A 24,816-nucleotide genomic window follows, 5' to 3' on the forward strand; every position below is an offset into this window, starting at 1 on the left:
CTCAGGACTCCCGGGTCAGCCCGGCGACCAGTTCGTCGGAGGCGGCGTACGGGTCGGTCTCGCCGCGCAGCACCCGCTCGGCCAGCTCCTCCAGCCGCCTGCCGCCGCGGAGTTCGCCCATCCGCTCCCGCAGCGCGGTGACGGCGATCGTCTCGATCTCGTGCGCCGCGCGCCGGCGGCGCCGCTCGGTGAGCGTGCCCCGCTCCTCGGCCCAGGCGCGGTGCTTCTCCAGCGCCTCGACGACCTCGTCGATCCCCTCGCCCCTGGACGCGACCGTCTTCACCACCGAGGGCCGCCAGTCCCCGGGCGCGCGGGCCTCGCCCAGCCCGAGCATGTGGTTCAGCTCGCGGGCCGTGGCGTCGGCGCCCTCGCGGTCGGCCTTGTTGACCACGTACACGTCGCCGATCTCCAGGATTCCGGCCTTGGCCGCCTGGATGCCGTCGCCCATGCCCGGGGCCAGCAGCACCACGCTGGTGTCCGCCTGCGCGGCGATCTCCACCTCGCTCTGGCCGACGCCGACCGTCTCGACGAGCACCACGTCGCAGCCCGCCGCGTCCAGCACCCGGATCGCCTGCGGCGCCGCCCAGGCCAGCCCGCCGAGGTGGCCGCGGGTGGCCATGGAGCGGATGTAGACGCCGGGGTCGGAGGCGTGGTCGCCCATCCGCACCCGGTCGCCGAGCAGCGCCCCGCCGGAGAACGGCGAGGACGGGTCGACGGCGAGGATGCCGACCCGCTTCCCGGCCCGCCGGTACGCGGAGACCAGCGCGGAGGTCGAGGTCGACTTGCCGACCCCGGGCGAGCCCGTGAGCCCGACCACGTACGCGTTGCCGCAGATCGGGGCCAGTTCGGCCATCACCTCGCGCAGCTGCGGGGAGGCCCCCTCCACGAGCGAGATCAGCCGGGCCACGGCCCGGGGCCTGCCCTCCCGCGCCTGCGCCACGAGACCGGGGACGTCCACCGCCATGCCACCTCAGCTCCTCCGGCCGCTCCTGCACGGCGGCCGCTCGCCTGCCGACGTCCGGCTCCCCGGCGGGGAGCCGGACCTTCCCGGGGTTACTTCCCCGGAACCCGGACGATCAGCGCGTCGCCCTGGCCGCCGCCGCCGCACAGGGCCGCGGCGCCGGTGCCGCCGCCGCGCCGCTTCAGCTCCAGTGCGAGGTGCAGCACGATGCGGGCGCCGGACATCCCGATCGGGTGACCGAGCGCGATCGCACCGCCGTTGACGTTCACCTTTTCGGGGCCGACGCCCAGGTCCTTCATGGACTGCACGGCCACGGCGGCGAACGCCTCGTTGATCTCGACGAGATCGAGGTCGTCCTTGCTCAGCCCGTCCTTCTTCAGCGCGTGGCCGATCGCGTTGGAGGGCTGCGACTGGAGGGAGTTGTCCGGGCCGGCGACGTTGCCGTGCGCGCCGATCTCGGCGAGCCACTCCAGGCCCAGCTCCTCGGCCTTGGCGCGGCTCATCACGACGACGGCGGCGGCGCCGTCGGAGATCTGCGAGGCCGAACCGGCCGTGATCGTCCCGTCCTTGGCGAAGGCCGGACGGAGCTTGCCCAGCGACTCGGCGGTGGTCTCGCCGCGGATGCCCTCGTCCTGGCTGAAGACGACCGGGTCGCCCTTGCGCTGCGGGATCTCGACGGGCGTGATCTCCGCCTCGAAGAGGCCGTTCTTCTGCGCGGCCGCGGCGCGCTGGTGGGAGGCGGCGGCGATCTCGTCCTGCTCGGCGCGGCCGATGCCGAGGCGGGTGTTGTGCTTCTCCGTCGACTCGCCCATGGGCACGTCGTCGAAGGCGTCGGTCAGCCCGTCGTACGCCATCGCGTCGAGCATCTCGACGGAGCCGTACTTGTAGCCGCCGCGCGACTTCGGCAGCAGGTGCGGGGCGTTCGTCATGGACTCCTGGCCGCCGGCCACGACGATGTCGAACTCGCCCGCGCGCACGAGCTGATCGGCGAGCGCGATCGCGTCGAGGCCGGAGAGACAGACCTTGTTGACGGTCAGCGCCGGGACGTTCATCGGGATGCCCGCCTTCACGGCGGCCTGGCGCGCCGGGATCTGCCCCGCCCCGGCCTGCAGCACCTGGCCCATGATCACGTACTCGACCTGGTCGCCGCCGATGCCGGCCCGGTCGAGCGCGGCCTTGATCGCGAAGCCGCCGAGGTCCGCGCCGGAGAAGGACTTCAGGGAGCCGAGCATCCGGCCCATCGGGGTCCGGGCTCCGGCGACGATCACCGAGCCGGTCTTGCTGGACGTACCAGTCATGAGGGTCCCTTCCAGCGGGAGGTTAACGAGGGTTATCGCCAATGTACTGAGCGGTACGCCGCCCGGTCACCGCCTCGTCGGTGTGACCGTGCGCACGTTGCGTCACCACCTTTCAGCCGCTGCACTGTCTCCATGCTGACGCGTATCGACCACATCGGGATCGCCTGCTTCGACCTGGACCAGACCGTCGAGTTCTATTCGCGCACCTACGGCTTCGAGGTGTTCCACTCCGAGGTCAACGAGGAGCAGGGCGTACGCGAGGCCATGCTCCGGATCAACGGCACCGACGACGGCGGCGCCTCCTACCTCCAGCTCCTGGAGCCCGTGCGGGAGGACTCCACCGTCGCCAAGTGGCTTCAGCGGCACGGCGAGGGCGTGCACCACATCGCCTTCGGCACCGCCGACGTCGACGCGGAGGCCGACGGCATCCGCGACAAGGGCGTCCGCGTGCTCTACGACGAGCCGCGGCGGGGCTCCATGGACTCCCGGATCACCTTCCTCCACCCCAAGGACTGTCACGGCGTGCTCACCGAGCTGGTGACCTCGGCGGGGCAGCACACGAGCCACGGTGAGGCCGGTCACGGAGCGGGGGCGGAGGCGGACCACTGACGGAGAGCTTCGAGGGCCGGTAGAGTAGCCATTCGGCCGGGACGGGGCCTCCGCTCCCACAGGAAGCCCCGGGCTGGGGACTTGTGGGGATCGGGGGCTCGGTCCGCGTTCCGCCGATGATCTGACACCATTTCCGTGATGGGTCAGTTCACCACCACGACCAGGGGACGGATGGGACCGCGCAGTGCGGGGCTACGACCGCTTTGAGGCTGACGATCACCTCTCGCAGTTCGAGGCCGAGATGGAGCGGCTGAAGAAGGAGCGGGAGAAGGCCGTCGACCACGCCGACGACCTCGGCTACCAGGTCGAAGTGCTGCGCGCCAAGCTGCACGAGGCGCGCCGCGCCCTCGCCACGCGTCCGTCGGGCTACGACTACGACAATCTCTCGCGCCAGGCCGAGCAGTTGCTGCGCAACGCGCAGACGCAGGCGGACCAGATGCGGTCCGACGCCGAGCGTGAACTGCGCGACGCCCGCGCCGAGACCCAACGCCTGCTCCAGGAGCGGACGGAGCGCCAGTCCCGGCTGGAGTCCGAGCTGCACGCGGAGGCCGTACGCCGGCGCCAGCAGCTCGACCAGGAACTCGCCGAGCGCCGCGCGACGGTCGAGAACCACGTCAACGAGAACGTCGCCTGGGCCGAGCAGCTGCGCGCCCGTACCGAGGCCCAGGCCCAGCGGCTCATGGAGGAGACCCGGACCGAGTCCGAGCACTCCCTGGGCCAGGCGCGCGCCGAGGCCCAGCGGCTCACCGAGGAGACCCGCGAGCGGCTGAGCACCGAGGCCGAGCAGGCCCGCGCCGAGGCCGACTCGGTGCTGCGCCGGGCCCGCGCCGACGCGGAGCGGCTGCTGAACGCCGCCTCCAGCCAGGCCCAGGAGGCCACCGAGCAGGCCGAGCAGCTGCGTACCTCGACGGCGACGGAGTCGGAGTCCTCCCGCCGCGAGGCCGCCGAGCTGGTGCGCGAGGCCGAGCAGCGGATGGAGGAGGCCGAGGCGCGGATGCGCGAGGCCGCCGCCGAGGCCGAGGAGAAGCTGACGGCCGCGGAGGCCGAGGCGGCGAAGCGGCTGGAGGACTGCGAGTCCACCGTCGAGCAGCGCACGAGCACGGCCAAGAACGAGGTCGCCCGGCTGGTCGGCGAGGCCACCAAGGAAGCCGAGGAGATCAAGGCCGAGGCCGAGCGGCTCCGGGAGGACGCCAGGGCCGAGATCGAGCGGATGGTCTCGGAGGCCAAGGAGGAGGCCCGCGCCAAGGCCGCCGAGGAGTCGGCCAACCAGCTTGCCGAGGCGGCCCGTTCGGCCGAGGACGTGCTCAACAAGGCGTCCGAGGAGGCCCAGGCGACGACGCGCGCCGCCACCGAGGAGGCCGAGCGGCTGCGCGGCGAGGCCGAGGAGGAGGCCGACCGGCTCCGCTCCGAAGCGCACGACGTGGCCCAGCAGTTGAAGGGCGCGGCCAAGGACGACACCAAGGAGTACCGCGCCAAGACCGTCGAACTCCAGGAGGAGGCACGGCGGTTGCGCGGCGAGGCCGAGCAACTGCGCGCCGAGGCCGTCGAGGAGGGCGAGCGGATCCGCGGCGAGGCGCGCCGCGAGGCCGTGCAGCAGATCGAGGAGGCCGCCGGCCGCGCCGAGGAACTGCTGGCCAAGGCCAAGTCGGACGCCGAGGAGACCCGCGGCGACGCCAACTCCGATGCCGAGCGGCTCCGTTCGGAGGCCGCCGAGCGGGCCGCCGCGCTGCGCGAGCAGGCCGAGGAGGCGCTGGAGGCCGCCAAGGCCGAGGCGGAGGAGCTGCGCACCGCGGCCGAGGAGCAGGCCGGGCAGACCCGCGCCGAGGCCGACGAGGCGGGCGCCCGCATCCGCGAGGAGGCCGAGCAGGCCGCGCGGGACCACCGGGCCGAGGCCGACGCCGAGTTGGAGCGGCTGCGCACCGAGGCCGAGGAGCGCACGGCCGAGGCCGAGGAGCGGCTGACGGAGGCGAAGGCCGAGGCCGAGCGGCTGCGCGAGGAGACCCGCGCCGAGTCCGAACGGCTCCGCGCCGAGGCCGCGGAGAAGGCCCGTACGCTCCAGGAGCAGGCCGAGGAGGAGGCCGCGCGTGCCCGTTCGGAGGCCGCCTCGGACGCCTCGCAGGCGCGCTCCGAGGGCGAGGCCGTCGCCGTGCAGCTGCGCACCGAGGCCACCGCTGAGGCGGAGCGGCTGCGCGCCGAGGCGGCGGAGACCGCCGACCGGGTCCGCGCCGAGGCGAACGCCGCGGCGGAGCGGACGAACTCCGAGGCGGCGCAGGCGCTTTCGGCCGCGCAGGAGGAGGCCGAGCGGCGGCGCCGCGAGGCCGAGCAGCTGCTGGCCGACGCCCGCGAGGAGGCGCACCAGGAGCGCACCCAGGCCCGGGAGCAGAGCGAGGAGCTGCTGAACTCGGCCCGCGAGGGCGTCGAGGAGGCCCGTACCGAGTCGGCGCGGCTGGTCGAGGAGGCCGAGCGGCGCGCCGCCGAGCTGGTGTCGACGGCCGAGCAGGCCGCGCAGGAGGTGCGCGACAGCGTCGCGGGCCTGCACGAGGAGGCCGAGCGGGAGACGGCCGCGCTCCGCACCGAGGCCGACGAGGCGGCGCGGAGCACCCGCGAGACGGCCGAGCAGGCCGCCCGGAGCACCCGCGAGGAGGCCGAGCAGGCCGCCGAGAAGCTGCGCCGCGAGGTCAAGGAGGAGACGGACGCCGCCAAGTCGCTTGCCGAGCACACCGTTTCGGAGGCGATGGCCGAGGCCGAGCGCACCCGCGCGGAGGCCGAGCAGGTGCGCGACGAGGCGCGGGCCGAGGCGGCGCAGAAACGGACCGAGGCGGCCGAGCAGGCCGACCAGCTCGTCACGGGCGCCCAGGAGGAGGCCGACCGGCTCGTCTCCGAGGCCCGTACGGAGTCGGAGCGGCTCGTCACCGAGGCGCGTACCGAGTCGGAGCGGCTGACGGGCGAGGCCCGTACGGAGGCCGAGGCCGTCCGCGCGGAGGCGGAGCGGCTGCGCGAGGAGACCCGCGAGGAGACGGCCAGGAAACGCGCCGAGGCCGCGGAGCAGGCCGACCAGCTCGTCACGGGCGCCCAGGAGGAGGCCGACCGGCTCGTCTCCGAGGCCCGCGAGGAGGCCGAGCGCATCCGTACGGAGGCGGCCCGGCTCCAGGACGAGACCCGCGAGGAGGCGGCCGCGAAGCGCGCCGAGGCCGCCGAGCAGGCCGACCAGCTCGTCACCGGCGCCCAGGAGGAGGCGGCGCGCGTGCACGCCTCCGCCGAGGAGCAGGCCGACACGATGGTCGGCGCCGCGCGCCAGGAGGCCGAGCGGCTGGTCACCGAGGCCACCGAGCAGGGCCGCGAGCTGGTCGAGGAGGCGCGTGGCTCCTCCAACACCATGCTGGAGGAGGCCAGGAACGACGCCGTCGCGATACGGGAGCGGGCCGAGGAGCTGCGCACCCGGATCGAGGGCGAGGTCGAGGAGCTGCACGAGCGCGCCCGCCGCGAGTCGGCGGAGGCCATGCAGAACGCGGGCGAGCGCTGCGACAAGCTCGTGAAGGCGGCCGAGGCCCAGCTCAAGGACGCCGAGGAGAAGGCCGAGGAGCTGCTGAACGACGCCAACTCCGAGGCGGGCAAGGTCCGTATCGCCGCGGTGAAGAAGGCGGAGGGCCTGCTGAAGGAGGCCGAGCAGCGCCGGGCCGAGATGACCCGCGAGGCGGAGCGCATCCGCGAGGAGGCCACGTCCGAGGCGCAGGCCACGGTGGAAGCGGGGCAGCGCGAACTCGAGAAGCTGGTACGGCGACAGGAGGACATCAACGCCGAAATCTCCCGGGTCCAGGACGTGTTGGTGGCGCTGGAGTCGTTCGAGTCCCCCTCGGCGGGCGGTTCGGGCGGCAAGAAGAACGGGGGTGACGCCTCGTCAACAGGCGGCGCCACCGCAGGAGTCGGAGCGGGCGCCACGCGTTCGGGTGGCAAGGGTTCCGGCAACTAGCCACTCGAACGAGCGCACATTCTCCAGATCAAACCGGCATTGACTCGATGACACGCCGTCCGGGCCCCTAGGATTCTCTCTATCACTCCCGCGTCTGATAACCCGTCTGAATCGACAGGAACCCCATGAGCGAGACCACCTCCCCCTTCGGCTTCGAGCTCGTTCGCCGTGGCTACGACCGCGCGCAGGTGGACGAGCGCATCACGAAGCTCATCGCCGACCGTGACAGCGCACTTGCCCGCATCACTTCTCTGGAAAAGCGCATCGAGGAGCTCCACCTCGAAACGCAGAACGCCCAGGCCCAGGTGAACGACTCGGAGCCGTCGTACGCCGGTCTCGGCGCGCGCGTGGAGAAAATCCTGCGCCTCGCCGAGGAAGAGGCCAAGGACCTGCGCGAGGAGGCCCGTCGGGCCGCCGAGCAGCACCGCGAGCTGGCCGAGGGCGCCGCTCAGCAGGTGCGGAACGACGCCGAGGCGTTCGCCGCCGAGCGCAAGGCGAAGGCCGAGGACGAGGGCGCACGGATCGTCGAGGAGGCGAAGGGCGAGGCCCAGTCGCTGCGTTCCGAGGCCGAGAAGGACGCCCAGTCCAAGCGCGAGGAGGCCGACTCCCTCTTCGAGGACACCCGCGCCAAGGCGGCCCAGGCCGCGGCCGACTTCGAGACGAACCTGGCCAAGCGCCGCGAGCAGTCCGAGCGTGACCTCGCCTCCCGCCAGGCGAAGGCCGAGAAGCGGCTCGCGGAGATCGAGCACCGCGCCGAGCAGCTCCGCCTGGAGGCGGAGAAGCTGCGCACGGACGCGGAGCGCCGGGCCCGTCAGACGGTCGAGACCGCGCAGCGGCAGGCCGAGGACATCGTCGCCGACGCGAACGCGAAGGCGGACCGGGTCCGCAGCGAGTCCGAGCGTGAGCTGGCGGCCCTCACCAACCGCCGCGACAGCATCAACGCGCAGCTGACGAACGTCCGCGAGATGCTGGCGACCCTCACGGGTGCCGCCGTCGCCGCCGCCGGTCAGCCCGGCGTCGAGGAGGACGGCGAGACCGCGGGCGAGGAGGAGTCCCTCACCCGCGGGGTTCCGGCACAGCAGACGCGCTGACGCCCGGCGCCGGGCCCCCGTCCCGTCCCGGCGCCCTTCCGTCGCTCGTCCCGCGCGGGCGGGTCGGTGGCCGCTCCGGCCGCCGTCCCGCCCGCGCGGTCGTGTGCGGCCGCCGCCACCGGTACGGGGTCGGCCGAGTGGCGGGGCACCCGAACGGCGCTTAGCGTCTATTCATGATCGAACTTCGTGGGCTGACGAAGCGGTACGGCGAGAAGCTGGCCGTGGACGATCTCACCTTCAACGTCCGCCCCGGACTCGTCACCGGCTTCCTCGGGCCCAACGGCGCGGGGAAGTCGACGACCATGCGGATGGTGCTCGGCCTCGACATCCCGTCGGGCGGCGAGGTCCGGATCGACGGCAAGCCCTACGACCGCCTCCGGGACCCGCTCAACTACATCGGAGCGCTGCTGGAGGCCAAGGCCGTGCACGGCGGCCGTACGGCACGCCACCATCTGCTGTGCCTCGCCCAGTCCAACGGCATCCCGGAGCGGCGGGTCGACGAGGTACTCGACCTCGTCGGACTCTCGGCCGTCGCGAAGAAGCGCCCCAAGGGCTTCTCGCTGGGGATGGGCCAGCGGCTCGGCATCGCGGGGGCGCTGCTCGGCGACCCGAGCATCCTGATGTTCGACGAGCCGGTCAACGGGCTCGACCCCGAGGGCATCCACTGGATCCGCAACCTGATGCAGCACCTGGCGTCCGAGGGGCGGACGGTGTTCGTCTCCTCGCACCTGATGAGCGAAATGGCGCTCACGGCCGAGCACTTGGTGGTCATCGGCCAGGGCAGGCTGCTGGCCGACACCTCCATGGCGACGTTCATCGCCGAGAACTCCCGCGCGTACGTCCGGGTGCGCACTCCCGAGCCGGAGCGGCTGCGGGAGGTGCTGGCGGCCGAGGGGCTCGCGCCGGCGCCGGGGCCCGAGGGCGCGTGGGAGGTCGAGGGGGCGCGGGCCGAACAGATCGGCGAGCTGGCCGCACGGCACCGGCTGGTACTGCACGAACTCAGCCCGCAGCGGGCCTCCTTGGAGGAGGCGTTCATGCAGCTCACGGCGGAGTCCGTCGAGTACCACGCGCACGGGGACGGGGCTCCGGGGCGGGAGGACGGGCCCGCAGCGGGGCCGGAGGCGCGGGGCGGTGCGGACTGGGGTGCCGGCTGGAAGACGAAGGGGAAGTGAACCATGGCCCACGCAACGCGGGTTCTCCGTTCCGAGTGGACCAAGGTCCGCACCGTGCAGTCGACCCTCTGGACGCTGGCGCTCGCGCTCGTCGTGACCGCCGGCCTGTCGGCGGTGATCTGCTTCTTCACCCACTCCGAGTTCGACGACATGGCCGCGGGCGAGCGGATCACCTTCGACCCCACGTACACCAGCTTCGCCGGGATGGGGCTCGGGCAGCTCGCCATGATCGCCTTCGGGGTGCTGGTCGTCTCCGGCGAGTACAGCACCGGCATGATCCGCAGTTCGCTGGCCGCCGTTCCGCAGCGCGGGACGCTGATGGCGTGCAAGGTGGCCGTGACGGGGGCGCTGGTGCTGGTGGTCGGCATGATCACCAGCTTTGTGACCTTCTTCGTCGGCCAGTCGCTGCTCCAGGAGCACCGGGCCTCGCTGGGTGATCCGGGGGTGCTGCGCGCCGTGTTCGGCGGCGGGCTCTACATGGCGCTGATCGCGCTCTTCGCCGTCGGCGTCACCTTCGTCCTGCGCAGCCCGCTGCTGTCGTTCGCGATCCTGATGCCGTTCTTCTTCCTCATCTCCAGCATCCTGGGCAGCGTCGACGCGACGAAGAAGGTCGCCCAGTACCTCCCCGACCAGGCCGGGACGACGGTGATGTCGGTCGTCCCCGAGACCCTGGACCGTCCGTACGGGCCCTGGGCCGGGCTGCTGATCATGGTCGTATGGGTCGTCGTCGCGCTGCTCGCGGGCTTCCTGATGCTCAAGCGCCGCGACGCCTGATCACCGGGCGGGCCCTTCCCGCGGGCGCTTCGCGGAACCGGTGAGCGGGCTTGTAGCCTCCCAGTCCATGACGGGGGGCGGATACGTGAGGCACGTGAGCCCCGAAACCGCGTTCAGGGGCGATTGATGATCGAGGCGTACGGCCTGACGAAGCGCTACGGCGCCAAGACGGCCGTCAACAACCTTTCCTTCCAGATCCGGCCGGGCACCGTGACCGGCTTCCTGGGGCCCAACGGCTCCGGCAAATCCACCACCATGCGGCTCATCCTGGGGCTGGACACCCCGACCTCGGGGACGGTCACGGTCTGCGGCCGTCCGTTCCGGCAGCTGCCCAACGCGCCCCGCCAGGTGGGCGCGCTGCTCGACGCGAAGGCCGTGCACGGCGGGCGCAGCGCGCGCAGCCACCTGCTGTCCCTCGCGCACCTGTCCGGCATCCCGGCCCGCCGGGTGGACGAGGTGCTGGGCGTCGTCGGGCTCCAGGACGTCGCGAAGAAGCGGTCGAACGGCTTCTCGCTGGGCATGGGGCAGCGGCTCGGCATCGCCGCCGCGCTGCTCGGCGACCCGCAGGTGCTGCTCTTCGACGAGCCCGTCAACGGCCTGGACCCGGAGGGCATTCTCTGGGTGCGGAACCTGATGAAGCAGCTCGCGGGCGAGGGCCGTACCGTCCTGGTCTCCTCGCACCTGATGAGCGAGATGGCGCAGACCGCCGAGCACCTGCTCGTCATCGGGCGCGGGCAGCTGATGGCGGACACCTCGGTGCGGGAGTTCATAGCGCAGAACTCGGCGAGCTTCGCGCGGGTCCGCACGCCCGAGGACGAACCGGAGGCACGCGAGAAGCTGCTCGCGACGCTGCACGAGGCGGGCGGACAGCTCGAACCGGAACCGGACGGGGCGCTGCGGGTGACGGGTCTCCCGCTCCCCCGCATCAGCGAACTGGCGCACGGCGCCGACGTCCGGCTGTGGGAACTCTCCCCGCACCACGCCTCCCTGGAGGAGGCGTACATGCGCCTGACCCAGGGCGCGGTGGACTACCGCTCGACGATGGACGAACGGGCCGGCCTCCAGCAGCCCGCCGGGCCGGGCGCGGTCCCGGGCGCGGTCCCGCCGCAGGGCGCGGCCGGGCCGCCGTACGGGCCGCCGCAGCCGGGGCCGCACGGGGAGCCCGCGTTCGGTCAACCCCCGTTCGGTCAACCCCCGTTCGGGCAGCCCGGGTTCGGGCCGGGCGCACCGGGCGGGATGCCGCCGCAGGGGGCGCCGGGCGGACCCGCGCCGTACGGGATGCCGCCGCAGGGCATGCCGCCGCAGGGCGCGGCCGGGCAGGCGCCGCCGCCGGGGGCGCCACCGTACGGGGCGCCACCCGCGCAGGCCGCGGGCGGGCACGCGCCCGGGCCCGCCGGCTCCCCCGCACCCGAGTTCCACCGGCCCGAAGGCGAGGACGCCCGATGACGACCCCGCAGCAGCCCCAGCACGGCGCCGCACCCCAGCAGTTCGCCGCACCCGCCGCGCCCCCGCAGGGCCACGGCCCGCAGCATGCCCCGCTCGTCGACGCCGCTCCCCCGCAGGGAGCGCCCGCGCACGGTCAAGTGCCGCAGGCGCAGGGCGGGTTGAACGCCGGGTACACCTCGCCCATCCCGGTGCGGCCGACGCATCTCGGGCACGCGCTCGCCTCGGAGTGGGCGAAAATCCGCTCCGTGCGTTCCACGGTGTGGACGCTCGGCGTGATGTTCGTCCTCGTCGTCGGCATCGGACTGCTCACCGCCGTCGGCCTGAGCGGCAGCGGGACGTACACCGGTATCCCGCTGCTGGCGCCCGGCTTCTTCGGGCTGATGCTCGGGCAGATCTGCGTGATCACGCTCGGCGTGCTCGTCGTCACCTCCGAGTACGGGACGGGGATGATCCGGACGACGCTCACGGCCTGCCCGAACCGGAGCCGGGTGCTGCTGGCGAAGGCGATCGTCTTCTTCCTGCTCGCCTTCGTGATGACGACCGCGGCCTGCCTGATCACCGCGCTGATCAACTCGGTGATGCTGTCCGGTCAGCGGGTGCCGCCGACGCTGGCGCAGGGACCGCTGGCCGATTCCGTGGTCAACGGTGAACTGATCGCCAACGGCAGCGAATGGCTCGGCTCGACCGTCGGCGCCGCGCTCTACGTCGCGCTGCTCGGTCTGCTCTCGCTCTCCGTCGGCGCGATGCTGCGGCACTCGGCCGGCGCAATCACGGTGATGCTGGCCGTCGTCCTGCTGCCGCTGGTGATGGCGCTGTTCATGGTCACCGAGTCCCTTCAGCCCCTGCGCGAGGTCCTCATGGAGTACTCCCCGCTGAACGGGCTCGCGTCGATGTACGGCATCCCCATGCAGGGGGACATGGGCGCGACGGGCTGGCCGCTGCTCGGCGTGCTGGCGCTGGTCACCGCCGCGGCGACGGCCGGTTCGCACCTGCTGATCTGGAAGCGCGACGTGTGACCCCGCAGGCGGCCGACGGCCGTCAGTGACGCGGTGCGTTCCGGGACCGCTGGAGCTTCGCGCTCCGGCGGTCCCGCGCGTTCCAGCAGGACTTGTGCCAGTGCCTCCGGTCGTCCCCGTCCCCCATCAGTGCCCAGGCCACGACGTGCGGGACCCCGGGCGGGATCTCCTGGTCGCACCCCGGGCAGCGGTAGTGCTTGCTCGCCGCGTTCCCGCTGATCTGGCGGACCGCCCACTCCTCGCCCTGCCACTCCACGGACCGCTCCAGTCCGTACCGCTCCCCCGCCTCGTCGCGACGGGCGGCGGAATCCTCGGCTCCACGCTTTCCGGACTTTCCGGAACGGCCGCGTGGGCGGTTGTGACGCGGGGACACGACGGACACCTCGGGGATCGGATCGGGTACTCCAGGCACCACCAGGTTACTCATCCGGCGCCGACGGCCCGCCGGTTGTCCACAGGCTTCACCCCTGCTGACGTTCATCTGACGAATCTGGGCGCAGGCCGTGCCTTTGGCACGTGTCAGGCGTTGATGCCAGTGCAGGGGGAGTCACGGGTCGGCCTCAAGGAGGCAGAGCACGTTGCGAGTTGGAGCCTTTGTACTGGCCGCGCAGTTCCCCGGCCAGGGACAGAGCGAGGCACTGCACCGCGCCGTACGGACGGCGGACGCCGCGGAGGCCGCGGGTCTCGACGCCGTATGGCTGGCCGAGCACCACTTCGTCCCCTACGGAGTATGCCCCTCGGCCACGACACTGGCGGCGCTGATGCTGGGGCGCACGCGCCGTATCGGCGTGGGTACGGCGGTCAGCGTGCTGCCCAACGCGCACCCCGTCGCCCTCGGCGAACAGGCCGCACTGCTGCACCTGACCTCCGGCGGACGGTTCACGCTCGGCGTCGGACGCGGCGGCCCCTGGGTGGACCTGGAGGTGTTCGGCGGCGGTGTGGACGCCTACGAGCGGGGCTTCCCCGAGGCGCTGGACCTGCTGCTGCGCTGGCTGCGCGAACCGCGGGTGGGCGCGGACGGCGAACGCTTCCGCTTCCGCGAGGTGGACGTCGTCCCTCGCGCCGACGAGCCGCTGCCGCCGCCCGTCCCGGCCGGAAGCGGAACCGCGGGCGGAATCGGGGCCGGGCCGCCCGTCGTGGTCGCCTGCACCTCGCCGCGCTCCGTGCGGCTCGCGGCCCGGCACGGGCTGCCGATGGTGCTCGGCATGCACTGCGGCGACGAGGAGAAGGCCGAGATGGTCGCGCTCTGGCGGCGCGAGGCGAGGGACGCCGGGCTCTCGTCCGACGCGGTCGAGGCGGCGGCCGCGCTGCACGTGTCCGCCGGCGTCGCCCAGGTCGAGGACTCCACGCGGGACGCGCGCGAGAACCTCACCAAGGCGATGCCCGGCTGGTTCCGGCTCGGTCTCGGCGCGCACCGGACCGTCGACGACCGGAAGCGTTCCCTCCGCGACCCCGTCGCGTACACGGAACTGCTCTGCGACATGCACCCGGTGGGCACGCCCCGGCTCTGCGCCGACCGGCTCGCGGCCACCGCGGAACGCACCGGGATCGGCCGGTTCGCGCTGCTCGTCGAGGGCACGGGTGATCTCGCCGCGACGGAACGGAACGTGGCGCGGCTGGGCTCGGAGGTACTGCCGCAACTCCCGTAGCGGCGGCCCGCACCGGCGCACGGCACCGCCGGACCCGCGGCTGCTGCGGACCCGTGGACGGTACGGGTCCAGGGGTCCGCAGACTCCACCGGTCCGGCGGTGCACCGGCGGCGGGCGAGCCGTCAGCAGTCGCGCAGCTCCGGCGACTGGTTGAGCAGCTGGCCGCGCACCGACGTGAAGCGGGCGAGCCGGTCGTCCGACGAGCCGTCCAGCGGGAACACCGCCACGCGGTGGCAGTTCTGGAAGGCGAGCCGCACACCGAAGTGCCGCTCCAGGGCACCACGTATCGCGTCACTGGCCAGGGCGCGCAGCAGCTGGCCGCGGGCCTGTTCGTCCGGCGGCGGGGTCTGGTTGTCGGCGAACTCCCCTCCGTCCACCTTCAGTCGGGCGACCAGGGAGCTGATCATCTCCCAGGCGTACGGCAGGGAGGAACGGACGCAGTCGACGAATTCCTTCTCGTCGACGTCGCCTCGCTCGGCCTGTTCGAGAAGGGCCGGTGAGACGTCGAGCGACATGGGTTCTCCTCTCGCGACCCCCGTGGGGCAGGGGGTCTTCCGGATGAATCGGTGGACCCCGCCGCACCGCGTAGTCGCGCGATCTCGGACGGCGACGTCCCCCGAGAGTCAACGGTAAGGGGCGGAGAGTGACCGCACCATGCGAATGGACATACATCCAGCCACCTGCCGCCCCAACTGACGGACGCGCCACGGCAGTCACTCGCGCACGCCCCGGAGCCGCCCCCGCCCCCGCCCGCCCGGCGCACGGGACGGCTCGCGTGCCGTGCGGGGAGTTCCGGGGCGAATCGCGCGCGGCACCCGCCGTCCAGTAGCGTTTCCGACCATGCGTCTCGTCATCGCGCGCTGCTCCGTCGACTACGCGGGCAGGCTCACCGCACATCTCCCCTCCGCCCCCCGGCTCATCCTGGTGAAGGCCGACGGCTCCGTCTCCGTGCACGCGGACGACCGCGCCTACAAGCCCCTCAACTGGATGTCCCCGCCCTGCACTCTGAAGGAGGGCGAGGACAAGTGGACGGTGGAGAACAAGGCGGGCGAGAAGCTCATCATCACCATGGAGGAGGTCCTGCACGACTCCTCGCACGAACTCGGCGTCGACCCCGGCCTGATCAAGGACGGCGTGGAGGCCCACCTGCAGGAACTCCTCGCCGACCGGATGGACACCCTCGGCGAGGGCTGGACGCTGATCCGCCGCGAGTACCCGACGGCGATCGGCCCCGTCGACATCCTCTGCCGGGACGCGGACGGCACGACCGTCGCCATCGAGATCAAGCGGCGCGGCGAGATCGACGGCGTCGAGCAGCTGACCCGCTACCTCGACCTCCTCAACCGGGACCCCCATCTGGCGCCGGTCAAGGGCATGTTCGCGGCCCAGGAGATCAAGCCGCAGGCGCGCGTCCTGGCCACGGACCGCGGCATCGACTGCGTCACCCTCGACTACGACGCCCTCCGCGGCATCGAGGACGACAAGCTCCGCCTCTTCTGATCCCTCGCACCGCGCGCCCCCGTCGCACTTCCCGTGCGGCGGGGGCGCGCGCGTACGTGACCCGCCCGTCAGGGCGTCGGGCTGCTCTCCGGCTCGGAGGGTCCGCCGGTGGCCGTCGGGGACGGGGAGCCGGAGGACGTGGGCGAGGACGTGGGCGAGGACGTGGGGCTGCCGCCGGAGCCGCCGTCGGACGTGCCGCCGCCGTCCGCGCCGCCGTCGGAGGCGCCGCCGCTCCCGGAACCGCCGTCGGAGGCACCGCCCGAGGAACCGCCGTCGGACGTGCCGCCGTCGCTCGTCCCGCCGTCCGATGTGCCGCCGCTGTCGGAGCCGCCGGACCCGCCCGAACCGGAACCGCCCGTGGTGCCGCCGGAACCGCCCGAGCCGCTGGAGGACGAACCGCCGTCCGTACCGCCGGAGTTGCCGGGCGGGGTGGAGGTCTCGCTGTCGCTGGGCGAGGGGCCGGTGGAGCCGCTGCCGCCGCCCGTGCTGCCGTCCTCCGGCGGGCGTGAGGTGCCGGGCGTGCCCGTGCGGCCGGGTTCGGGGCCGCGGGTGCCGGGCGGCGCGGTCTCGGCCGGGGCGCCCTCCGGTTGCGGGTTCCCGCCGCCGCCCGGGGGCTCCTCGCCGGGGAGGTCGCCGTCACCGCTCCGGGGCGCGACGGACGGGCCCGGGGTGCCCCGGTCCGGCGAACCGTCGCCCGAGACGACGCCGAGGGTGACGACCGTGCCGACGGCGACCGCCAGGAGCGCGCCCGCGCCCGCCGCCACCAGGTGCCTGCGCCCCCGCGCCGGGGTGCGGCCCCGCGCGTCGGCGGCCCCGGCGTACGCGCTGTGCGCGACCGTCGCCGTCCGCAGCGTGTCGGCGGGCCCGTCCACCCGCGGGTACCGGGCCGTCACAGCGGTCGCGTCGGGAGCGGAAGCCGGGCTCTTCGCGGCCGAACCGGCGCCCGCCGCGGGCTCGTTGCCCCGTGCGGCGCCCCGGCTGTCCGCGGCGTACGCGCCGCCGTCGGCGGCCCGCAGGCCGTCCCGCACGAGAGCCAGGGCCCGGCGCCCGGCGACGGTGCCCCGCTGGTCGGCGAGGGCGCCGCGCAGCGCTATCGACGCCTCCAGCTCGCTCCGGGCCCGCTCCAGATCGCCCGTGCAGAACGCGAGGACGCCCAACTCGTGCTGGAAGTACGCCTGTTCCGCGACCTCGCCCGAGACCCGCGCCGCCTCCTGACCGGCGCGGAGCACGCGTTCCCACAGGTTCCACCGCGGCCCGGCGGCCAGCACGGGGGCGGCCGCGCGGGCCAGCAGCACCGCGGCGCCGACGTGCCCGGCCCGGCGCGCGCCCTGGACGGCGGCCAGCAGCACCTCGCCCTCGGCGGCGACACGTCCGGCCGTGACGGACGGATGGGCCACCCACCACGCGTAGTGCTGCGCCGCCGTCCGCGCCGCCGCGCCCTCGGAACCGGAACCCGAACCGGAACCGGAACCCGCTGTCTCGCGCAGCGCCTCGGCCACCCCGGGGGCCAGCCGCCGGCGGCCGCCCGTGACGGTGACGAGCCCGGCGCCGGCCAGCGCGGCGACCGTCGCGCCCTCGCCCGCGTCGGCCCCGGGCCCGCCGGCCTGCTCCGGGTCGAGGAGCGCAGGGAGGTGCGAGTGGTGCGGGAGTTCGCCGCCCAGCGCGACCGCCAGCCGGAGCGTCTCCCGGGCCGCGACGGGCAGCCCGGCGGCCACCAGCGCCACGATCTCGGCGGGCCGCGCGGCCGTCGTCGGCGTCCCGTTCCGCAGCAGGGCGCCCGCCTGCACGAAGGCGAGCGGCAGCCCCTGCGAGGCGAACCAGACGTCCGCCGCCCAGTCCGCCTCCTGCTCCGTGAGGGGACGGCCTGCCGCGTGCTCCAGCAGTTCCAGGCAGGCCGGGCGGCTGAGGCCGGAGACGCTCAGCTCCGCGATGTCGCAGCCGGGCGGCGGCGCGGGCGCGCCGGGGAGCGCGGAGAAGAGGAAGGCGCACTCGGGGGTGGCGTCGAGGAGCGCGTCGAGCGCGGCGCCCCCGAACTCCAGGCCGTCCAGCAGGACGACGGCGCCGACGCTCCGCAGCGCGGCGTCCAGTTCCTCGGGGCCGGGCCGGTACGCGGAGGACTCGTGGGTGGCGTCGAACAGCGCGTACAGCACGTCGGTGAGGCCGAGGCCGCGCGCGTCGAGCCGGATCACGCCGTCGGGCGCCAGGCCCGCGACGTCCTCGGCCGCGGCGTCCAGCAGGGTGCCGCGCCCGGAGCCGGCGGGGCCGGTCAGCCGGACGGAGCGGCCCTGCGACAGCAGCCGGCGCAGCCGGGCGCGTTCCTCGTCGCGCTCCAGCACCGGCGCGGGGCGTGCGGCCGCCGCGGTGGCCTCGGCCACGGCGTCGGCCGCCGAGGCGGGCCGGTCGGCGGGGCGCAGCTTGCGCGGCCGGGCGGGCAGGCCACCGGGCGGGCAGGGCTGGATCTCGCTGCCGTCGACGGGGTTGACCGTCAGCAGCGTCTCCCCCGCGACCAGCTGCACGGTGACCGCGGGCGCGGCCGGGCCGCCCCCGCTGTCCGCGTGGTCCCGGTTGTCCCCGTTGAGGTTGTTGTCGTGCTGCGCCATGGGCCGTTCTCCCCCATTGCTGGTCTACGAGCGGCGCCGGACGGCTCACCCCCTGCCGTTCCGTCGGATACGCACCAGTATCGCCGAGTGCGCCGGACGGGAGCCGGGCAGGGGGTTCAGGGCCGGGTGAGGATGTGCGGCGAGGACGGGGAGGACGGTGACGCCGCGCCGGGCGCGGAGGCGGGCGGCGGGACCGGGCCGCCGTCCTCGATGGCGAGGATGCGGTGCAGCCGCGTCGCGACGAGCAGCCGGCGCATCTGCGGCGGGACGTCCCGGAGGACCAGCCTGCGCCCGCAGCGCCCGGCCCGCCGGTGCGCGCCCATGATCACGCCGAGTCCGGTGGCGTCCCAGGAGTCGAGGGCGGCGAGGTCGAGGACGAGGTCGCCGTCGCCGGAGTCGACCGCGGAGTGCAGGATCGTGCGGGCGTCCGCGGCACTGCGGACATCGAGACGACCTCCGACGGCCAACTCGGCGTGGTCGCCCCTGATGTGCATAGCAGCTCTCCCCGGTATGTCGCTCTGCGTGAACCTTTAAGCGTCTGTCCGTGCGCCGGTCGCGTTCCGTGGCGTCCTGCCGTCCCGTGCCGCCGCCCGCGTCCCCCGCCGGGTGGCTCCGCTGTGCGCGGAGACCGGGCGGAAGGACGGTGCGTGCGCGTGCCGTGGCAGTGCGTGGGTGCGCCGACGCGGCGGCGCGCACCGCAACCGTCTCATCACAACTGACTGCCTCGCAGGCAGCGGAGTTGCCGTACCTGCCGTGTACGGCGGTGATTTCACCCTCACGGGCGACCTCTCGCGGCCCCGGTTCCCCGTCGTGCGGACCGCTGCCGCTGACGCGTTCGAGCCGCCGGGGCACCGGCGCCGCGGGTGACGTCGCCGTCAGTAGGTGTAGTAACCGCGGCCGCTCTTGCGGCCGATGTCGCCCGCGTCGACCATGCGCCGCATGGACTCGGGCGGCGCGAACTTGCCGTCCTGGGACTCGGTGTGGATGTTGTCGCTGGCGTGCAGCAGGATGTCGACGCCCGTGAGGTCGGCCGTCGCGAGCGGGCCCATCGCGTGCCCGAAGCCCAGCTTGCAGGCGGTGTCGATGTCCTCGGCCGAAGCCACCCCGGATTCCTGGAGCTTGGCGGCCTCGACGACGAGCGCGGAGATGAGCCGGGTGGTCACGAAGCCCGCGACGTCGCGGTTGACGACGATGCAGGTCTTGCCGACGGACTCGGCGAACCCCCGTGCGGTGGCGAGGGTTTCGTCGCTGGTGAGGTGGCCGCGCACGAGCTCGCAGAGCGCCATCATCGGCACCGGCGAGAAGAAGTGCGTCCCGACGACGCGTTCGGGGCGCGCGGTCGCGGCCGCGATCTTGGTGATCGGGATGGCGGAGGTGTTGGAAGCGAGGATCGTCTCGTCCTTCACCACCTTGTCGAGGGCGGCGAAGATCTCCCGCTTGACCTCGATCTTCTCGAAGACGGCCTCGACGACGACGTCCGCGTCGGCGGCGGCGTCGAGTTCGGTGCTGGTGGTGATCCGGCCGAGGGCCGCCTCCGCGTCCTCGGCGGCCAGCTTGCCCTTGCCCACGAACTTGTCGAAGGACGCCTTGATCCCGTCGGTGCCGCGGGTCAGCGCCGCGTCGGTCACGTCGCGGAGCACCACGTCCCAGCCCGCCTGGGCGGAGACCTGTGCGATGCCGGATCCCATGAGTCCGGCTCCGATGACCGCGAGCTTCTTCGCCACGACACCCACCCTGTCTGTTCTCGCTGTTGTGTTGCGCTGCCTGTCCGGACGCCCGCCGCCCCGCCGCGCGCTCCCCCGAACCACCCGTCCGCCGCGCGCAGTTCGGCCCGCGCCGTCCGGTACGCACTGTTCGTCGGATACGGTCCCGTGCGCACCGGTCCGTGCGCACGGCGGCTCGCGCGGCCCCGGGTACGCGCCCCGGCGGCCTCGACACGACGCCCGTTCGCCGGACATTAGCGTCTCGACGGGGCAGTTGGGCAGCCACAGCACACGTGTCTCGTCTCACATGGCGGACATCACATCGCGGGCGCCCGATCCGCGCGGCATGACCGGATTCCGACCGGCGGACGGGTCTTGACAGGCGCGCCCGCGCCGTCCGCGCACGCGGGCCCAAGTGACGGCGCGCACGGCGCAGTTGACGCGCGCCCGCCGCGCGGGACGCGGAAGCCCCCGGAAACGCGAAAAGGCCCCGTTCCGCCCCGGGCTGCTTCGCTCCGCGCGGTATGGGTCACGCGGCGGAAGCAGCCCTCGGGGGGCGGGCGGAACGGGGCGTTCAGGCGGGGTGCGTCACCCCGGTGCGGTCCTGGCTCAGGCGGCCAGACCGGACTTGAGCGCGGCGGCGATGCGCAGCACGCGCTCGGACTGGACGCGGGCGGCGGTGCGGGAGACGTCGTCGACGGGGTTGTTGCCCTGCGCGTCCACGTGGGAGGTGCCGTAGGGGTTGCCGTCGACGAACTTCGAGCCGTCCGTGTAACCGGGGGCCGCGACGATGCCGCCGAAGTGGTGGAAGGAGTTGTAGAGCGCGAGCAGCGTCGACTCCTGGCCGCCGTGCGCCGTCGCCGAGGAGGTGAAGCCGCTGTAGACCTTGTCGGCCAGCTTGCCCTGGGCCCACAGGCCGCCGAGGGTGTCGATGAACTGCTTCAGCTGGGAGGCGATGTTGCCGAAGCGGGTCGGCGAGCCGAAGATCACGGCGTCGGCCCACTCCAGGTCCTCCGGGGTGGCCTCGGCGACGTCGGCGGTGGCGCGGACGTTCTCGGCCCAGGCCGGGTTGGACTCGATCGCGGCCTGCGGAGCCAGCTCGGCGGCCTTGCGCAGCCGGACCTCGGCGCCCGCCTTCTCCGCGGTCTCCGCGAGCTCCTTGGCCAGCGTGGCGATGGTGCCGGTCGAGGAGTAGTAGACGACGGCAAGCTTCACGGGTTCGGTGGACATCGGACGCGCCTCCTCAGGCTGTACGTGCTGCTGTGCGTTGGTGCCGTTCCGGTGGCGGTTGCCGTCCCGGCGGCGACTGAACAGACCCACGGTGAGCTCCACTTTCCTTGTCACGTCCCGGGTCGGGCTGCGCCGCTGTCGGCACATAGTTGAAGCGTAAACCACTCAGCTCTATCGTTCAACCTTCAACAACAGCCCCCGCCGGAAGCCCTCCGGCGGCCGTTACGCTCGGCGCATGGTCAATCTGACGCGCATCTACACCCGCACCGGAGACAAGGGCACGACCGCCCTGGGCGACATGAGCCGCACCTCCAAGACCGACTCCCGCATCGCGGCGTACGCGGACGCCAACGAGGCCAACGCGGCCATCGGCGTCGCCATGGCCCTGGGAGAGCTGCCGGAGGAGATGAAGACCGTCCTCTTCCGCGTCCAGAACGACCTCTTCGACGTCGGCGCCGACCTGGCCACACCCGTCGTGGAGAACCCCGAGTACCCGCCGCTGCGCGTCGAGCAGGCATACGTCGACAAGCTGGAGGCGGACTGCGACACCTTCCTGGAGGACCTGGAGAAGCTGCGCAGCTTCATCCTTCCCAGCGGTACGGCCGGCGCCGCGCTGCTGCACCAGGCGTGCACCGTCGTCCGCCGGGCCGAGCGCTCCACCTGGGCGGCGTTGGAGGAGCACGGCGAGACGATGAACCCGCTGACCGCGACCTACCTCAACCGCCTCTCCGACCTCCTGTTCATCCTCGCCCGCACGGCGAACAAGGAGACCGGCGACGTCCTCTGGGTCCCCGGCGGCGAACGCTGAACGGCGCCGCCCGGGCCGTACGCGGGAAAGGCGTCCGGCCCGGGCGGCGGGGTCAGCGGCCCGCGCGCTCGCGGGGTCCGGGGCGGGCCGGAGCGTCCGTCCCGGCCGGGGCCTGTTTCGGGAAGAGCGTGTACGAGAGCGCGATCAGCGCGGAGATCCCGGCGACCGCGCCCATCCGCAGCTGCCACATCCGCAGCGACTCCACCTGACCCGCGTCGCCGACGTACCAGACCGCGCCCTGGAGCAGGGCCGCGGCGATGGCGGCGGCGCCGATGCCGCGCGCGGCCATCTTCCACTCGTGCACGGCCCTGGCCGTGCCGTACCGCGGCGGCTTCACCGGACGCGGGCCGCCGGCGAAGCGGTGCGCGACGTGCCCGTCGGCCCACTTGATCAGGTAGTGGCCGTGGGTGGCCGTGAACCCGATGTAGACGGCCGCCAGGCCATGCTTCCAGTCCGGCTCCGCGCCGTTCTTCAGGTCGACGGCGGTCACCACCAGCAGGACGAGTTCCAGCAGCGGCTCGCACAGCAGGACGGCCGCGCCCGTGCGCGGCATCCGCGCGAGATAGCGCAGCGCCAGACCGGCGGCGAGCAGCACCCAGAAGGCGACCTCGCAGACGATGATCAGCGTGACGATCACGGGATTCTCCTTCGTGTCCGGCCGCGAGGAGCGGTTGCGCGGTCCCGGCCCCCGATGACGCCTCCCAGACTCCCCGTCCCGGCCGCCGATTCCGTCGTCGCCCGTGACGATCCCGCCGGACCCGGACTGCACCCTTCGATGTAGCGGGCGCTCCGCCGGTGGTCCCGTGCGGTGACGCGGAGGGCCGCCGCCGCGTGCTGAGATGGGCCCGTGCCCAACCCCAGCAGCCCAGCCGGCCGCGCTCACCGCCCCTGGACCCGCCCGCACCGTGACGACGTGCTCGTCGCCCTCGCCGGTGCCGTCGGCGGGCTGCTGCTGTGGTGGTTCGGGCTCGCCAACAACCAGCCGCAGGCCGAGCGGAGCGGCGCGCTCGTCCTCGTCCCGCTCGCCGTGATGTGCCTGGCCGCGCTGGGCCGGCGCACCTGCCAGCCCTGGGCGCTGCTGCTCGCGGTGGCCGCGCTCGCGGCGGACATCGCCACCGGCTCGCTGCTCGCCACCGTGGTGCTCTTCACCGACCTCGTGTACGCGGCCGTGCTGTACGGGTCCGAACGGCTGCTCCGGTTCGTCGTCCCGGCCGGCGTGGTGCTCACCGTCACGCTCACGCTCGGACTGCTGGCCGCCTTCCGCACCCCCGAGATGCTGCTGTTCGGCGCGATCTGCGCGGGCATCACCATCACGCCCGCGTGGACGGGGGCGCTGCTGCGGCGGCACCGGGACGCGGCGGCCGCCGAGCGGCTGCGGGCCGAACAGACGGCGCTGCTGGCCGAGATGGACCGCACCCAGGCCGTCACCGCCGAACGCGCCCGCATGGCACGCGAGTTGCACGACGTCGTCGCCAACCACCTCTCCGCCATCGCGATCCACTCCACGGCGGCGCTCTCCCTGCGTCCTGAGGCCGGCGCACGGCCCGAACCGGAACCGGAAGCGGAGGCCGCCGTACGGGAGGCGCTCGGCGTCATCCGGGAGAACAGCGTGCAGGGGCTGGCCGAGATGCGCCGCCTGATCGGACTGCTGCGCACCTCCGGCGCCGACGGCACGGAGCCCGCCGCCTCCCCCACGCTCGACGGCCTCGACGCACTCTTCGACCGGGTACGCGGCACCGCCGACGAGGCCGGGCTCGGCCTCGTGCTCGACGACGCCAGGGGCCCCGAGCCGCTCCCCGCGCCGGTCGAGCTCACGGCGTACCGGCTCGTCCAGGAGTCGGTGACGAACGCGCTCAAGCACGCCTCGCCCGGCACCGTCACCGTCGAACTCGCCCGTGGCGGGCCGGAGTCGGGCCGCCGCACCCTGGACGTCCGCGTCACGAGCCCCGACGAACCGGGCGCGCGGAACGGGCCGGACGCGGCGGACGGCAGCCCCCGCGCCCCCGGCTCCGGCGCCGGGCTCATCGGCATGCGCGAACGCGTCGACCTGCTCGGCGGCACCTTCACGGCGGGCCCCGAGCAGGCCGGCGGGCCCGGGCAGGTGTGGCGGGTGCACGCCCGCCTGCCGCTCGGGGACGGAACCACACAGCCATAAGGAGCGGCAACGGTGACGGAACACGACCCGGCAGCACCCGGCGGACCCGACGGCCCGGTGCGCGTCCTCGTCGCCGAGGACCAGCGCGCCGTACGGGCCGGGCTGGTGCTGATCCTCCGCGGCGCCGGCGGCATCGAGGTCGTCGGGGAGGCCGGCGACGGCGAGGAGGCGGTGCGGCTCGCGCGTGAACTGCGGCCCGCCGTCGTCCTGATGGACGTCCAGATGCCCCGCCTCGACGGCGTCTCCGCCACCCGCGAGATCACCGGCGAACGGCTCGCCGACGTCCTGGTGCTGACCACCTTCGACCTCGACGCGTACGTCTTCGGGGCGCTCCGCGCCGGCGCCTCCGGCTTCCTGCTCAAGGACAGCGACGCGGCCACCGTGGTCGACGCCGTACGGACCGTCGCCCGCGGCGAGGGCCTGATCGCGCCGGCCGTCACCCGCCGCCTGATCGCCGAGTTCGGCCGGAGCGGAATGGGAAGCGGAACCGGCGCACCGGCCGGGCCCGGAGAGCCGCCGCCCGGACTGGCCGAGCTCACCCGGCGCGAACGCGAGGTGCTGGGCTGCCTCGGTGAGGGACTGTCCAACGCGGAGATCGCCCAGCGGCTCGCGATGGCCGAGGCCACCGTGAAGACCCACGTCAGCCGGCTGCTCGCCAAGCTCGACCTGCGCAGCAGGACCCAAGCCGCCGTCCTGGCCCAGGAGTTCGGGCTCTGAGCCCGTCCCCAAACGGAATGACGCGGATATTCATCTGATCGGGCGGCATGCCTCCGGCGTCCCCCTCCCCTGTCAGGGGCCCCGCCCTAGCGTGGCCGTGATCGCCGCGCAGACAGG

General features: G+C 73.8%; 21 protein-coding genes. 12 read left to right on the forward strand and 9 right to left on the reverse strand.

The annotated features are described in order from the left end of the window. Window position 1 precedes the first annotated feature (1 nt). Complete coding sequence (gene meaB, locus HCC30_RS07430; protein ID WP_169441539.1) at window positions 2-964, reverse strand: methylmalonyl Co-A mutase-associated GTPase MeaB; 963 nt, start codon at window positions 962-964, stop codon at window positions 2-4. Between the two features lie 89 nt (window positions 965-1,053). Next, window positions 1,054-2,229: an acetyl-CoA C-acetyltransferase gene (locus HCC30_RS07435; protein ID WP_169441853.1), complete on the reverse strand. Its 1,176-nt coding sequence runs from the start codon at window positions 2,227-2,229 to the stop codon at window positions 1,054-1,056. A gap of 162 nt (window positions 2,230-2,391) precedes the next feature. Here HCC30_RS07435 and mce point away from each other — a divergent pair, with 162 nt between their 5' ends. The 7 genes from mce (at window position 2,392) to HCC30_RS28230 (ending at window position 12,337) form a co-directional block, all read left to right on the forward strand. Next, window positions 2,392-2,868, forward strand: a complete 477-nt coding sequence (gene mce / locus HCC30_RS07440) for a methylmalonyl-CoA epimerase (protein WP_169441540.1) — start codon at window positions 2,392-2,394, stop codon at window positions 2,866-2,868. Between the two features lie 184 nt (window positions 2,869-3,052). Continuing rightward, entirely contained in the window at window positions 3,053-6,838 is a 3,786-nt protein-coding gene (gene scy, locus HCC30_RS07445; RefSeq protein WP_169441541.1) for a polarized growth protein Scy, read from the forward strand. Window positions 6,839-6,963: 125 nt separating this feature from the next. Further along, window positions 6,964-7,929 (forward strand): cellulose-binding protein, encoded by a 966-nt coding sequence (locus tag HCC30_RS07450; RefSeq protein ID WP_169441542.1) that lies wholly within the window; start codon window positions 6,964-6,966, stop codon window positions 7,927-7,929. Between the two features lie 173 nt (window positions 7,930-8,102). Continuing rightward, complete coding sequence (locus HCC30_RS07455; protein WP_169441543.1) at window positions 8,103-9,101, forward strand: ABC transporter ATP-binding protein; 999 nt, start codon at window positions 8,103-8,105, stop codon at window positions 9,099-9,101. Between the two features lie 3 nt (window positions 9,102-9,104). After that, a complete protein-coding gene (locus HCC30_RS07460) occupies window positions 9,105-9,875 on the forward strand; it encodes an ABC transporter permease subunit (RefSeq protein ID WP_169441544.1) in 771 nt (256 codons plus the stop codon). A gap of 126 nt (window positions 9,876-10,001) precedes the next feature. After that, the gene (locus HCC30_RS28225; protein ID WP_240979394.1) at window positions 10,002-11,321 is read left to right on the forward strand and encodes an ABC transporter ATP-binding protein; all 1,320 of its coding nucleotides are present in this window, start codon (window positions 10,002-10,004) and stop codon (window positions 11,319-11,321) included. Next, window positions 11,318-12,337: an ABC transporter permease gene (locus tag HCC30_RS28230; protein WP_206323495.1), complete on the forward strand. Its 1,020-nt coding sequence runs from the start codon at window positions 11,318-11,320 to the stop codon at window positions 12,335-12,337. The genes HCC30_RS28225 and HCC30_RS28230 overlap by 4 nt, the downstream gene beginning before the upstream one ends. A gap of 22 nt (window positions 12,338-12,359) precedes the next feature. Here the strand turns inward: HCC30_RS28230 and HCC30_RS28470 are convergent, their stop codons facing one another. Then, window positions 12,360-12,710 carry an ATP/GTP-binding protein gene (locus HCC30_RS28470; RefSeq protein ID WP_169441545.1) on the reverse strand — a complete coding sequence of 117 codons (351 nt, stop codon included), beginning with the start codon at window positions 12,708-12,710 and terminating at the stop codon, window positions 12,360-12,362. 205 nt (window positions 12,711-12,915) lie between these two features. On the opposite strand from HCC30_RS28470, the gene HCC30_RS07475 reads away from it, so the two are divergent. Continuing rightward, window positions 12,916-13,986 (forward strand): LLM class flavin-dependent oxidoreductase, encoded by a 1,071-nt coding sequence (locus HCC30_RS07475; RefSeq protein ID WP_169441546.1) that lies wholly within the window; start codon window positions 12,916-12,918, stop codon window positions 13,984-13,986. A 122-nt stretch (window positions 13,987-14,108) separates the two neighbouring features. Here HCC30_RS07475 and HCC30_RS07480 read toward each other — a convergent pair whose 3' ends face one another. Further along, entirely contained in the window at window positions 14,109-14,501 is a 393-nt protein-coding gene (locus tag HCC30_RS07480) for an SCO5389 family protein (RefSeq protein WP_169441547.1), read from the reverse strand. A gap of 325 nt (window positions 14,502-14,826) precedes the next feature. Between HCC30_RS07480 and nucS the strand changes: the two genes are divergently transcribed. After that, window positions 14,827-15,486 (forward strand): endonuclease NucS, encoded by a 660-nt coding sequence (nucS, locus tag HCC30_RS07485; RefSeq protein ID WP_169441548.1) that lies wholly within the window; start codon window positions 14,827-14,829, stop codon window positions 15,484-15,486. Window positions 15,487-15,554: 68 nt separating this feature from the next. On the opposite strand, the gene HCC30_RS07490 is transcribed toward nucS, so the two are convergent. The 4 genes from HCC30_RS07490 to wrbA all read right to left on the reverse strand — a co-directional run bounded on the left by HCC30_RS07490 (window position 15,555) and on the right by wrbA (window position 21,019). Next, on the reverse strand, window positions 15,555-18,086 hold the full coding sequence (locus HCC30_RS07490; protein WP_169441549.1) for an ATP-binding protein: 2,532 nt from the start codon (window positions 18,084-18,086) through the stop codon (window positions 15,555-15,557). Between the two features lie 116 nt (window positions 18,087-18,202). Then, window positions 18,203-18,580 (reverse strand): STAS domain-containing protein, encoded by a 378-nt coding sequence (locus HCC30_RS07495; protein WP_169441550.1) that lies wholly within the window; start codon window positions 18,578-18,580, stop codon window positions 18,203-18,205. Window positions 18,581-18,961: 381 nt separating this feature from the next. Further along, entirely contained in the window at window positions 18,962-19,810 is an 849-nt protein-coding gene (locus HCC30_RS07500) for a 3-hydroxyacyl-CoA dehydrogenase family protein (protein ID WP_169441551.1), read from the reverse strand. A 588-nt stretch (window positions 19,811-20,398) separates the two neighbouring features. Then, a complete protein-coding gene (gene wrbA / locus HCC30_RS07505) occupies window positions 20,399-21,019 on the reverse strand; it encodes an NAD(P)H:quinone oxidoreductase (protein ID WP_169441552.1) in 621 nt (206 codons plus the stop codon). A 235-nt stretch (window positions 21,020-21,254) separates the two neighbouring features. Here wrbA and HCC30_RS07510 point away from each other — a divergent pair, with 235 nt between their 5' ends. Then, a complete protein-coding gene (locus tag HCC30_RS07510) occupies window positions 21,255-21,827 on the forward strand; it encodes a cob(I)yrinic acid a,c-diamide adenosyltransferase (RefSeq protein ID WP_169441553.1) in 573 nt (190 codons plus the stop codon). A gap of 52 nt (window positions 21,828-21,879) precedes the next feature. Here HCC30_RS07510 and HCC30_RS07515 read toward each other — a convergent pair whose 3' ends face one another. Beyond that, window positions 21,880-22,464 carry a hypothetical protein gene (locus HCC30_RS07515; RefSeq protein WP_169441554.1) on the reverse strand — a complete coding sequence of 195 codons (585 nt, stop codon included), beginning with the start codon at window positions 22,462-22,464 and terminating at the stop codon, window positions 21,880-21,882. A 276-nt stretch (window positions 22,465-22,740) separates the two neighbouring features. Between HCC30_RS07515 and HCC30_RS07520 the strand changes: the two genes are divergently transcribed. After that, a complete protein-coding gene (locus tag HCC30_RS07520) occupies window positions 22,741-23,982 on the forward strand; it encodes a histidine kinase (protein ID WP_346776532.1) in 1,242 nt (413 codons plus the stop codon). A 12-nt stretch (window positions 23,983-23,994) separates the two neighbouring features. Continuing rightward, window positions 23,995-24,699, forward strand: coding sequence for a response regulator transcription factor (locus tag HCC30_RS07525; protein ID WP_346776533.1), 705 nt, complete (start codon window positions 23,995-23,997; stop codon window positions 24,697-24,699). Window positions 24,700-24,816 lie beyond the last annotated feature (117 nt).

The organism is Streptomyces sp. HNM0574 (assembly GCF_012726235.1).
Lineage (GTDB): Bacteria > Actinomycetota > Actinomycetes > Streptomycetales > Streptomycetaceae > Streptomyces.

Coding starts and splice junctions, on each gene's coding strand:
- meaB (WP_169441539.1), bottom strand. CDS start 964: ATGGCGGTGGACGTCCCCGGTCTCGTGGCGCAGGCGCGGGAGGGCAGG.
- mce (WP_169441540.1), top strand. CDS start 2,392: ATGCTGACGCGTATCGACCACATCGGGATCGCCTGCTTCGACCTGGAC.
- HCC30_RS07450 (WP_169441542.1), top strand. CDS start 6,964: ATGAGCGAGACCACCTCCCCCTTCGGCTTCGAGCTCGTTCGCCGTGGC.
- HCC30_RS07455 (WP_169441543.1), top strand. CDS start 8,103: ATGATCGAACTTCGTGGGCTGACGAAGCGGTACGGCGAGAAGCTGGCC.
- HCC30_RS07460 (WP_169441544.1), top strand. CDS start 9,105: ATGGCCCACGCAACGCGGGTTCTCCGTTCCGAGTGGACCAAGGTCCGC.
- HCC30_RS28225 (WP_240979394.1), top strand. CDS start 10,002: ATGATCGAGGCGTACGGCCTGACGAAGCGCTACGGCGCCAAGACGGCC.
- HCC30_RS28230 (WP_206323495.1), top strand. CDS start 11,318: ATGACGACCCCGCAGCAGCCCCAGCACGGCGCCGCACCCCAGCAGTTC.
- HCC30_RS07480 (WP_169441547.1), bottom strand. CDS start 14,501: ATGTCGCTCGACGTCTCACCGGCCCTTCTCGAACAGGCCGAGCGAGGC.
- nucS (WP_169441548.1), top strand. CDS start 14,827: ATGCGTCTCGTCATCGCGCGCTGCTCCGTCGACTACGCGGGCAGGCTC.
- HCC30_RS07490 (WP_169441549.1), bottom strand. CDS start 18,086: ATGGCGCAGCACGACAACAACCTCAACGGGGACAACCGGGACCACGCG.
- HCC30_RS07495 (WP_169441550.1), bottom strand. CDS start 18,580: ATGCACATCAGGGGCGACCACGCCGAGTTGGCCGTCGGAGGTCGTCTC.
- wrbA (WP_169441552.1), bottom strand. CDS start 21,019: ATGTCCACCGAACCCGTGAAGCTTGCCGTCGTCTACTACTCCTCGACC.
- HCC30_RS07510 (WP_169441553.1), top strand. CDS start 21,255: ATGGTCAATCTGACGCGCATCTACACCCGCACCGGAGACAAGGGCACG.